This is a genomic window from Nitrobacter winogradskyi, assembly GCF_006539545.1.
Classification (GTDB): domain Bacteria; phylum Pseudomonadota; class Alphaproteobacteria; order Rhizobiales; family Xanthobacteraceae; genus Nitrobacter; species Nitrobacter winogradskyi_A.
In genome coordinates this window covers 1-11,087 of the sequence record NZ_BJNF01000096.1, presented here as the reverse complement: position 1 = coordinate 11,087, position 11,087 = coordinate 1, and the positions used below count along the sequence as shown (strand labels likewise).

General features: G+C 58.7%; 8 protein-coding genes. All 8 read left to right on the top strand.

Annotated features, from left to right (window positions below):
- The first annotated feature begins 54 nt into the window (after positions 1-54).
- Entirely contained in the window at positions 55-5,139 is a 5,085-nt protein-coding gene (locus tag NWI01_RS16075; RefSeq protein WP_210242988.1) for a beta strand repeat-containing protein, read from the top strand.
- Positions 5,140-5,168: 29 nt separating this feature from the next.
- Positions 5,169-6,278, top strand: a complete 1,110-nt coding sequence (locus tag NWI01_RS16070; protein ID WP_141384981.1) for a hypothetical protein — start codon at positions 5,169-5,171, stop codon at positions 6,276-6,278.
- Between the two features lie 138 nt (positions 6,279-6,416).
- Positions 6,417-7,001 (top strand): invasion associated locus B family protein, encoded by a 585-nt coding sequence (locus NWI01_RS16065; protein ID WP_244613825.1) that lies wholly within the window; start codon positions 6,417-6,419, stop codon positions 6,999-7,001.
- Positions 7,002-7,202: 201 nt separating this feature from the next.
- A complete protein-coding gene (locus NWI01_RS16060; RefSeq protein WP_141384979.1) occupies positions 7,203-7,610 on the top strand; it encodes a hypothetical protein in 408 nt (135 codons plus the stop codon).
- Positions 7,611-8,057: 447 nt separating this feature from the next.
- A complete protein-coding gene (locus NWI01_RS16055) occupies positions 8,058-8,432 on the top strand; it encodes a transposase (protein ID WP_141384978.1) in 375 nt (124 codons plus the stop codon).
- 112 nt (positions 8,433-8,544) lie between these two features.
- On the top strand, positions 8,545-9,282 hold the full coding sequence (locus NWI01_RS16050) for an ABC transporter substrate-binding protein (protein ID WP_141384977.1): 738 nt from the start codon (positions 8,545-8,547) through the stop codon (positions 9,280-9,282).
- Positions 9,188-9,769: a hypothetical protein gene (locus NWI01_RS16045; protein ID WP_141384976.1), complete on the top strand. Its 582-nt coding sequence runs from the start codon at positions 9,188-9,190 to the stop codon at positions 9,767-9,769. Before NWI01_RS16050 ends, NWI01_RS16045 begins: the two co-directional genes overlap by 95 nt.
- A gap of 9 nt (positions 9,770-9,778) precedes the next feature.
- Positions 9,779-11,087 (top strand): TonB-dependent receptor plug domain-containing protein (locus NWI01_RS16040; protein ID WP_181410541.1); only part of this gene is annotated, 1,309 nt, incomplete at its 3' end.

Here is an 11,087-nt window from a genome sequence, read left to right as displayed (position 1 = left end):
AACGGCGGCTTCATCGAAACCTCGGGCGATCACGTCAAGATCGCGGATAGCGCGGTGATTACCACCAAAGCCGCGAGCGGCACCAGCGGCACCTGGCTGGTTGACCCGACCGACTTCAACATTGTTGCCGGAAATGGCGCCTATACCAACAGCGGCATCGGCGCGACCACTTTGCTGAACCTGCTAACGCTGAACGGCACGGCTATTTTTGAAACTGTGGCGGGAGGCAACGACCTCGGCAACATCAACATTAACGCGGCGCTGACGTTGCCGGCCAACAGCAACCTCACGCTGACCGCCGCCAACAACATCAACGTCAATGCCGCTGTGAGCTGGAATTCAGGCACGCTGACCCTGAATGCCGGCGCCAATATTTACGTCAGTGCGGCCATGGCAGCACACCAAACGGCGAAGTTCGTCGGCACTTACGGTGCCGGCACCAATGCCGATGGCACACCCATGGGACTGTATGTCACTCAGTTAGGCAACCCCGTCTTTAGAGCCGCATTCAACTTCAGCAACCTCGCGGGCGGTGCATTCAAGCTGAACGGCGAGAACTATACGGTGATAACCGACTCCGCGCAATTGGCCCCCGCTCTATTCGATCTCGCCGGCAACTATGTGCTCGGTAATGGGGTTGGTAGTTTCTCGCAACCCGGCATTGGCACTGCTTTGGCCCCCTTTACCGGCCGCTTCAATGGACTCGGAAACGAGATAAGGGGGGGGAGAGAACAGCTGACAGCGACAGGGTACTTTGGAGAGATTGGTAGCGGCGCTGTGATCAGTAATCTCAGGGTCGATGTTACGGTGAACGCCGGCGCCACCAGCACGGCGGCGGTAGGCCTCCTCGCCAACGTCAATCGGGGCAGCATCATCAACAGCATGGCTATAGGGACGCTGAATACGCGCGGCGCGAACCAGGCGGTGACAGTCGGCTGGGCCGGTGGTCTCGTCGGCGTCAATTCAGGCCTGATCGCGCAAAGCTCTTCGCAAGTGCGCGTCCTGATCACCACGGGGGGCGGCGGTCTGGTGGGCCACAACGAGGCTGATGGTCGCATCATTGACAGTTCGGCCTTCGCTACGGTAGGCAACCAAGGGGTTTTCAACCAGAATGCCAACGTGCTTGGCATCAGCTATGCCGGCGGTCTCGTCGGTTTGAACGCCGGCGAGATTAGCCGCTCCTATGCCACGAACGTCGTAAACCTCTCCAACTCGACTGTGACTTCCGGCGAGCGCGGCTTCGGCGGTTTCGTCGGCAAGAACACTGGAACGATCGATCAGTCGTTTTCATACAGAGGCACTAATACCTCGTCCATATTCAGTTCGGCGCCAGACCTCGGCGGCTTCGTCGGATGGAACACCGGTACGATCACCAACGCTTATACGACCAGTCTGAACACTGTCACCGCGGCAGCACCCGCGACGGCGACATGGGGCGCTGGCTTTGTCTTCAAGAACGAAGGCACCATCTCCAGCGCCTTTGCGACCTCGTACTGGACGAATACTGCCGCGGCTGAGGCGGGTAAGGGGTTCGTGGCTGATAACACCGGCGGCACCTTGAACAACGTGTACTGGTCCGCGGCCAGCGCAAGCGGAACGCCGTTGGTGACGGATAGCTCGAGTGCGACGCGCCTGGCGGCGGCGGATGCGACCGTTTTTGCCAATTATGTCGGTTTCGAATCGAATATCTGGGCCGCTTCGAAGTCCGGTTTCCCTGCCCTGAGAAATATCATGGTGTACGCCGGTAACGCATTAGCGGGTACACAGTACGGCCTAACCGGGCTGTCCGGCGTGCTGGCGTCGGGTGTTGTGCGAGGCTTGCAGGGTGGTGGTGGAGATCCCGCGCGGATGGACAATATCTCCCCTGTAGCGGCGTTCACGCCATATAACGCTTTCACCGTTATTACGAACAGCGACGGATATGTTGATGCCGGAATCTGGGCCTCGTCGAGGATCCTGTCTTCATCGCTCTACACCAACATCAACGGCCTCATTACCATTGTTCCCAAGATATTGACGGTTTCGGGCGGCATTGCTGACAAGGTCTATGATGGCACCACGGCGGGCACCGCTGCTGTGGGCGCACCGAATGGAGGGCTGGTCGGGCTGGTCGGAAACCAGACCCTGGACGTCACCTATTCCTCGATCGCGTTCAACAACAAGGACGCTGGTGCGAATAAGGGCGTCACGTTTGTTGCGACGCTTGCTGATGGTGCCAACGGCGGCTTGGCGAGCAATTATAGAATCGTCAACCTCAACACGACTGCGAGCATCACGCCCAAGCCGATCGCCGCAACATTCACGGCGGCGGACAAGGTCTACGATGGTTCGACGGATACCGAGGTCACTTCATGGCAGCTTTCCGGCGTGATCGCGGGCGACAATCCGACGCTGACCTATGGCACTCCGCAGTTCTCCAGCAAGAACGCCGCACAAAACCAGATCGTCACGCTGGCCGGGTTGGGGCTGACGGGGACCGGCGCCGGAAACTACCAGGTGCAAAACCCGCAACTGCAGACGCTCGCCTCGATCACGCCACGTCCTCTAACCCTTGTCGGGGTGCGCGCGACGAACGGTACGGATAATACCTTCAACGCCGCTAACCTGGTCGTGACGAATCGTGTGGCTGGAGATCAGGTTTCGGTGACCGGCGTGGCGATCCTGGATGGTTCCGCGCCCGGTCTCTATAAGGTTAACAATCTCAGCTCGCTCACCATCATCAATAATCCGAATTCAAACTATACGCTGATCAATGCGCAGGCCTCGGTCACGATCGGCGACGCAAATCGCATACTTGATCATATCGTTACAGATCCGAGCAAGGTCACGATCGACGATAAGTCTGTATCAAACCAGATGATCATTACGCAGACTTCGGACAAGGCGATCATCAACTGGCTTCGGTTCTCGATCGCCGCCAATGAGAGCGTCATTTTCCGCCAGCCTTCCGCGACGGCGATCACCCTCAATCGCGTAACCGGTAACGAGAGAAGCCTGATCGACGGTGTATTGAGTGCGCCGGATGGCGGCCGGGTCTTTATCCTCAATTCCAACGGCGTTCTGTTCTCGGCAGGCTCCAGTGTCAACGTCGGCTCGATCGTGGCCAGCACGCTGGCGATGAGCAATAGCGACTTTCTCGCGGGGACTTATCGTTTTGCCACTGACGGCGGCACTGGGTCCGTGGTTGCGGCCGGCGGTATCACGGTCGCTGACGGTGGCTTTGCCGCGCTGGCGAGCGAGCGCGGGGTTACCCAGAGCGGAACCATCAACGCGCACGGGGGCAAGGTGATCCTGGCGTCGGCAAACGCGCTGACGCTGACTGTCAATCCGGCCGGGCAGGGGCTCGCCGGCTACGTGGTCGGTCCTGTCTCGGGCGCGACGAATGTTGGTGGATCCGTAGACGTGTCGTTGTCAGGTGGAAACGGCGGATTGCTCGATACGGCGGGGAATCAAGTCAGTCTGGCAAGTAATTTCTCTCTGAATACGGGCGATCATGGCACTTGGTCGTGGAGTCAGGGGGGCAACATTTCGATCGGCACCGGCGGTACGTTCGGAACCCAATTCGTTCAGAGCAACCTGGCGACGCGTAACTTCGCCCTGAACGCCGTGGGCGGCAGTATTACAGTGAACCAAGCCGTGAGCTGGTCGCAGAACACCACCCTGACGCTTTCGGCCACCAACGACATCAACATCAATGCCGGCATTGCCGCGTCCGGTGCCACAGCCGGGTTGGCGATGAACTACGGCGGCGACTACAACATTCTCACGCCGGCGAGCTACAGTGGAGCCGCCCCCATGGCGGACCCCGTCTTGAGGCCGGTTCTTACCCTTGTCGACGGCCCCGACGGCACCAAGGCCGGACCCGTGCTCGCGCAAGCGTACGACGGGAATGGTAAGCCGGTCTATGAACTGGTGTGGGGCGAGCAAATTTACGACAAGAATGGCAACCCGGTCTATGAAATGTCCTTGGATGCGGATGGTAATCTGGTTCGAGGTAATCCAGTTTTTGGCCCGGTCGCGAAAGTCGATCCGCATGCTCTCGCCAATGGCGGCGATGGCGTTTACGGCAGCATTACGTTCTCCAACGCTGCTAACACGAACGGGCTGGTGATCAACGGTACGGCTTACACGCTGGTTCACAGCATGAGTGGTCTGGCTAGGATCAACAGTGCCACGCCCGACATCAACGGCTACGCCAGCGGTGTTGGAAATTACGCGCTCGCCCAGAATCTATATGCCACCTCGGATGGTACAGCTTCCGGTACGCCGACGCTCTATAGTAACGCAGTGATCACCAGCTTGGGCGGAACTTTAACGGGCCTCGGGCACACGGTCAGCTATCTGGAGATTGTCACGACCTCCCCCGATGCCGGATTGATCGGTCGAACCACGATCGGCAGTCTCGTTCGCGACATCGGTATAGTGAATGTAAGAGTTACGACCTTGAACACAAGCGGCGCCGGCGCCTTGATCGGTTGGAATCTGGGGGATGTCAGGCGGGCCTATAGCACCGGCAGCGATCCGAACTTTGTCAGCTCAGTGTCCGCTGACAGTTGGGGAGGAGGCTTGATCGGCTTCAGCGGTGTCCGTGACTTGGCCAACGTAAACACATTCCCCACGGTCTCCGATAGCTTCTCGACGGTAGCTGTCTCGGGTAACTCGATGGTCGGGGGGCTGATCGGACGCACCGTATACTCCAGCGTTATCCGCTCTCATGCGAGCGGGAACGTGACCGGGCAGTATAAGGACCTCGGCGGCCTCATCGGATACGGCATTGGGACAAGTGTTTACAGTTCCTACGCCACCGGCGACGTCAAGAGTTCCAATACCGTGCAGGAGAGTAACGTTGGCGGGCTGATTGGGTTCTTGTCATCCCAAAGTAGCCAAACCATCCAGAACTCTTTTGCCAGGGGAAATGTGACCGGCAGCACCAACATTGGAGGATTGATTGGCAGCATCCCGGGTCTTGACGCGGGCTATCAGGGTTCGCCCTTTGTGATTGATCGCACCTATGCCGTCGGGAACGTGGTCGGTACTCTGTCGCAGGAAGAACCATCCTTCTGGAATACCTCTGGTATTGGCGGTCTTGTCGGGTCGGGGGAGACGGGCGGCGGTAGAATCGGAACACTCCACGTCTGAATTCTTTTGCGACGGGAGAAGTCAAGTTCGTGAATGCTTGGGGCAGTCGCGCCGGCGGATTGTTCGGGGGCCTTTATGGCAATGGTATCATTGCCAACTCCTTTGCGACCGGTAACGTCACCGGGTCTCTGAACGGGACCGTCGCCGGGGGGCTGGTTGCCACAAGCTCTCTGATTGGGAATGGCCCACGTGGGTGGTCTGATATCTCAAATTCCTACGCCACCGGCAATGTGACGGGTAGGGGGACTGTAGGCGGGCTGGCGGGAGTTAACGTAGGTACCATTAGCAACTCCTGGGCCTACGGCGATGTGACGACCAATGGTTCTGTTGGGGGGCTGGCCGGATTGAATGTCGGCACGATCATCGATTCGCGCGCGGCCGGCACGGTAACAAGCTTCGGCACTTTGCCAGGGGGGTCCTTCGCGGGAGGGCTGGTCGGCGGCAATTCATCTGGAATAATTGTAGGAAGCATTCAAAATTCCTACGCCTTTGGCTCCGTGACAGGTCAGGGAAATACGGTGGGGGGCGGCGTTGTCGGCGCCAATTTTCAGGGCGCGCGGGTCGTCAACAGTTACTATAACTCGGATATCAATAGTGGCTTGAGAACCGCCGGCAACGAAGGCAGCAGCGAAGGCAGTGTCATCGGCGGCGGTGGTCTGACCTCAGTGCAGATGAGGGACGCACAATTCTACGCCAACGGCACCATCGATCAGGTGTTGGCGGATCGTGCCAATGCGGCTGCTGTCCAGCAAGCTGCGGCACAGGCGGCGGTTGCCCAACAGGCCGTGGCGGCGCAAGGAGCCAGCATCGCGAATTCGGTTTCGAATAATGCGGTGACATCATCCCTGACGCCGCCCGATCTTTCGGCGTCAGCGGCGGGCGCATCGGCGGCGAAGCCCGCGAAGTCGGCAGCGATCGAGGAGTCGATCAAATCGGTCGGCGACGCCGTCAAAGCCGACGACAAACAGCAGGAGCATGCGCGCGCGCGTCGCCGTACCGCGCAGACCAGCCGCCGCGGCCACGCAGGAAGCGGCGCAGGCCCTGGCGCCACGATCCGCAGCATCGACGTCAACGGCCAGCGTTTCAACTTGGAAAGTGGTGCTCCAAAGCAGGGTGCACCGGCTCAACCGCCGCAGTGATGCTGCACCTGTATCAATGAGCTTCGCGCCATGAAGCGCGCGAGATTGCGCTCGGGAATTGCTCCCCGGTTACTGTAAGTCTAATCCTGATAGAGGATAGTTATGCGTCGTCCTGGTTCTCGAAATACGTGTTACGTAATGTGCAGACAGATGTATCGCGGCGGTTTGTTGTCGGTGATCCTGCTGTCGGTCGCTTGCACTCTGGCACAAACTCTCGGAGTAGCTGCGCCCGCAACTCCGGCCAAGGGAACCGGTAACAGTCCACAAACGTCGACCTCGACTCAGACGTTTGAAGATTGGGTCGTGCGCTGCGAAACCAAATCACCTGCGCCCAAGATATGCGAGGTCGCTCAAACCATTGCGACGCGCAATCAGCAACAGCAGCAGAGCGCTGTTGCTGAGGTGGTTTTTGGACGAGTAAGTAAGTCTGATTCCATGAAGTTGATCGTGCAGGTTCCGCCGGGGGTGTATTTGCCAGCTGGAATACGCCTTGTCGTCGACGACAAGACGCCGCCGCTCACCGCAACATTCACGCGCTGCATTCAAACGTGCATGGCCGAGGCCGAGATCAAGCCGGACGCCATTCAGTTATTGAAGGGCAGGACGAAGGCTGAGCCGGGACGGCTGGAGTTCGAAGACGGAGCGCATCAGCAGATAAAGCTGCCCGTGTCGTTCAAGGGATTGCCGGCGGCACTCGCCGCGCGCGAAGAACAGGTTCAATAAGTGCAGAACGGCAAGTACAAAGCCTAAAATTGCAATAACGTGAGTTATCAGGTTCCCTCTCCAGCGCGTCATTGCTGAACAGGTTTGTCCGTCCTCAGATGGGTTTGCCGGTTGGACGGACATAAGAAATGATTTCTTCTTTGATCGATCAAATTGGATTGCGCGCATGATCGGATGGATCATTCGTAATGGGATTAGCTCGTGATTCTTGTAGGTATCGACGACACCGATAATCCTGAAAGCCGTGGGACAGGTTATCTCGCGCGGAAGCTGGGTGCGCTAGTTGCAGCCTCCGGGATCGCACGCCTCCACGAGATTACCCGGCACCAGCTGATGTTCGATCGGTGCATTCCTTACACCTCACACAATAGTGCGCTCTGTATGCGGGTTGAAGTCCAGTCGGGTGGCATCTCCGCGTTGGCGGCTACGTGTCGGTCCTATCTGCTGAAGCACAATGCCGTCGGATCCAATGTGGGCTTGTGCATCGCGACCTCATCTGATGTCCCGCCTGTTGTCGAGGATTTCGGCTTCAAGGCGAAAAAGGAGATTCTCACCCAAGATCGGGCCTGCGAACTGGCGCGATGTGAGGGGCTGTTGCTTGAGGGCTGACCGGCGATCATGGCGGCGTGATTGGAGCGCTTGCCGCAGTGGGCCTGCGCAAGAGCGGTCGCGACGGGCGTATCGGTTGGCGGCCGGGTCTGCGCGAGACTCGCGGAATTGTCACGGCCGCTCATCTTTTAAGCCATTCAGGAATCGATGCCATTCGTCGGATCCATACCGGTGAGCCAGTTGGCATGTCGGACCTCATCAGCGTCAACCCTTGGCCGCGCAGTGTTATGATCGATGGCCAAGCCGTTCTCCTTGTCGAACCGACAGAAAACCCCAATGACCAATGTCAATGGCAGCTCGTGCCAAAGGATATTCTTCTAGAGTTTTCCGGTTGGGCGATCGGAGATCGGCGTTTGCCCCGTTAGTTCCAATCTGGTTTTTTCAGGACCCATTCAATCTATTACGAGAGTGCTGCAAGCCTTTTAAAAAGGGCCTGTTCCCCGACGTATCGGGCGCACGAAGGGCGGCCTGAACTCCAAACTGCAGGCCGTCTGCGACGGCCAGGGACGCCCCGTCATCATGCTGCTCAGCGAAGGCCAGATGAGCGATTACAAGGGCGCGGCCCTGATGATCGATGTGCTGCCGCCCGCCAGACAGTTGCTCGCCGACAAGGGCTACGACGCCAACTGGTTTCGCCGGGCTCTCGCCAAGCGTGGCATCACGGCATGCATCCCGTCGAAGTCAAACCGCAAAGAGCCCGTCGAACACGACCGCATTCTCTATCGCCAGCGGCACAAGATCGAGAACATGTTCGGCAGGCTCAAGGGCTGGTTGCGTAGCAAGGCATTGCGCTTGACTCGTTATATCTACTCGGATATCTAGCGTACAATACGTAATATTCACACAAATATATACAAAGAACGATCTGCTTCTTGGTCGATGGACTTGGTTTGTGCGCGGGGTCTGACGCGCCATTTCGCGATGGGGCCAGCCCGTGATTCTCATAGGCATCGACGACACTGACAATCTCGAAAGCCATGGTACGGGCTACATATCGCGGCAACTGGGCGCGCTGATTTCCGCTTCCGGGATCGCGCGAGTTCACGAGATTACCCGGCATCAACTGCTGTTCGACCGACGTATTCCCTATACGTCGCACAATAGTTCGCTTTGTCTGCGGGTTGAAATTCTATCGGGTGATACATCCGCTTTGACGGATATGTGCCGCTCCTATCTGCTGGAGCATAGCGCCGAAGGGTCGGATGCGGGCTTGTGCATCGCGACCTCATCCGGCGTCGGGCTTGTTGTCGAGGATTTCGGCTTCAAGGCAAAAAAGGAAATCCTCACCCAGGACCACGCCCGCGATCTTGCGCGACGCGAGGGGCTGTTTCTTGAAGGATTGACCGGCGATCACGGCGGCGTGATCGGAGCGCTTGCTGCGGTGGGTTTGCGCAAGAGCGGGCGCGATGGCCGCATCGCTTGGCGACCGGGACTCCGCGAGACCCGCGGTATTGTCACGGCTGCTCATCTTCTCAGTCATTCCGGAATCGATGCCATTTACGAGGTCCATAGCGGGGAACCGGTGGATGCGTCCGATCGCATCAGCGTCAACCCTTGGCCGCGCGGTGTCATGATCGATGGCCGGGCCGTTCTCCTCGTCGAACCAACAGGAAACCCCAATGAGCAATGTCAATGGCAGCTCGCCCCAAAGGATATTCTCCGGCAGTACTGACGCGGGGCTCAATTTATCTTCCAGTTTCGGCATCTGTCTTCTTGCCGGAGGATTGGTTTGGGCGGTCGATGCCTGGCTGCGGGTGCCGCTGCATCTGCCCGGCTGGCGCGGTCTGATCGTGATGGCGATATTGGTGGCGGCGCGCGGTGTCACCGGGCTGCCATGGGCGGCCACTGCTGCCGTCTGTAGTGCCGCTGTTATCGGTTTCGCCGCCGGCAACATCGGCCCTCACGGCGTTCTGATTTATCTGTTGCCGGGGCTGATCCTCGATTGTTTTGGAATGCTCGGCCCGGCATGGCGCAGCTCACTATGGCGCATCGGTTTTTCAGCGGGTGTCGCGAACGCGCTCAAGTTCATCGCCGTTTTGGCCTTCGGCGCCGGATTCCGCGGCGTTGGATCTTTCCTTCCGCTAACCAGCCATTTCCTGTTCGGTCTGGCCGGTGGCTCTCTCGCTGCCATTCTACTGATGCGCGTGCGTCGAAAGTGAATCCGCGCGATGACACGACATGTTGTTATGACGATCTTGGGGCTGTCTGCCGCGATCGCCTCGGCCAAGGCCGACGAAGAAAGCCAAAAGCGTACCGAACCTTATATGCTTGGCGCAATCGTCGTCACCGGACGGGCGCCCGGCAGAACGACGAACGAAGCCCCATCGCCAGTCACCAGTAGGCAAAGCGTTAGGAATGGGCCTCATACAGCAGACGAAGGTGCCGGTGCCGGGCATGCAACAGACCGGGCGACAGGCGAGAATATAACAACCGTTACCGAGGAGCAGATTGCGCAGAAAGGAGCGCGCAGTCTCGACGAAGCGGTTCGCGCCGTTCCGGGCGTTGTCGTCACCAGCGGCGGCCAGAGCATCCCTCGTATGATGATACGCGGCCTGCCGCCGCGGCAAACGCAAATTTTCCTCAACGGCGTTCCGTTGAATTCCGCTGTCGATGGCCAGTTCGATCCGTCCCTGATCCCGACAGAGAATATTGATCAGATCAAAGTCATCCAAGGACCAAGTTCGGTTCTTTATGGACCGGGAGCGATCGCGGGCGCCATCAACATCATCACCAAAAAGGGCACTAGAGGTATTCATGGTGACCTCGGCGCCGAGGTTGGCGGCGGTGGTGCGCGTCGTGCCTACGGTACTTTGTCTGGCGGCAACGGGAACTACGACTTCTTTGTCAGCGGTAGCCGTACGGAGTTTAATGCATTCCTTCTTCCAGATGGCAGTTATCGAGCCAACAGCGACAATGAGAAGTCAAACCTGTTCGCTAATTTCGGCGCCAACGTCGGAGATTGGCGACTTGGTGCAACGCTCAGCTATCTGAAGGGTCGCCAGGGTTTGGCGCCAAATACGATCGCTTCAGGATCCGGGAATCCATTTACCCCAGGGCAGAACTTCGAACGGCTTGACTCGATCGAGGGGCAGTCGGTGCAGCTGGATGCTGCCTATGATCCGGGCGGCCCGTTCGCGCTCCGCTTTACGGGTTATCTCAATCAACTCAACATTCGCGACCGACGCTTCGACGATGCCACCTACCTGACCATGACCAATCCTTCTGTCAGAACATTCGACGAGATGATCCGCACCAAGGTCAGCGGCGGCCAAGCTGAAGTCCGCTACGATCTTGGCGTTTTCGGTAGTATCACCTCGAACGTGGCGGTCCGTCGGGAAGCAGCCGATTTGTCAGGCACCATCCGCGATGTCATTGTTCCAGTGAACTGCGGCGGCGGCGGAGGCGGAGGCGGAGGCGGCGGAGGCGGAGGCGGAGGCGGAGGCGGAGGCGGCGGAGGCGGCGGAGGCGGAGGCGGCG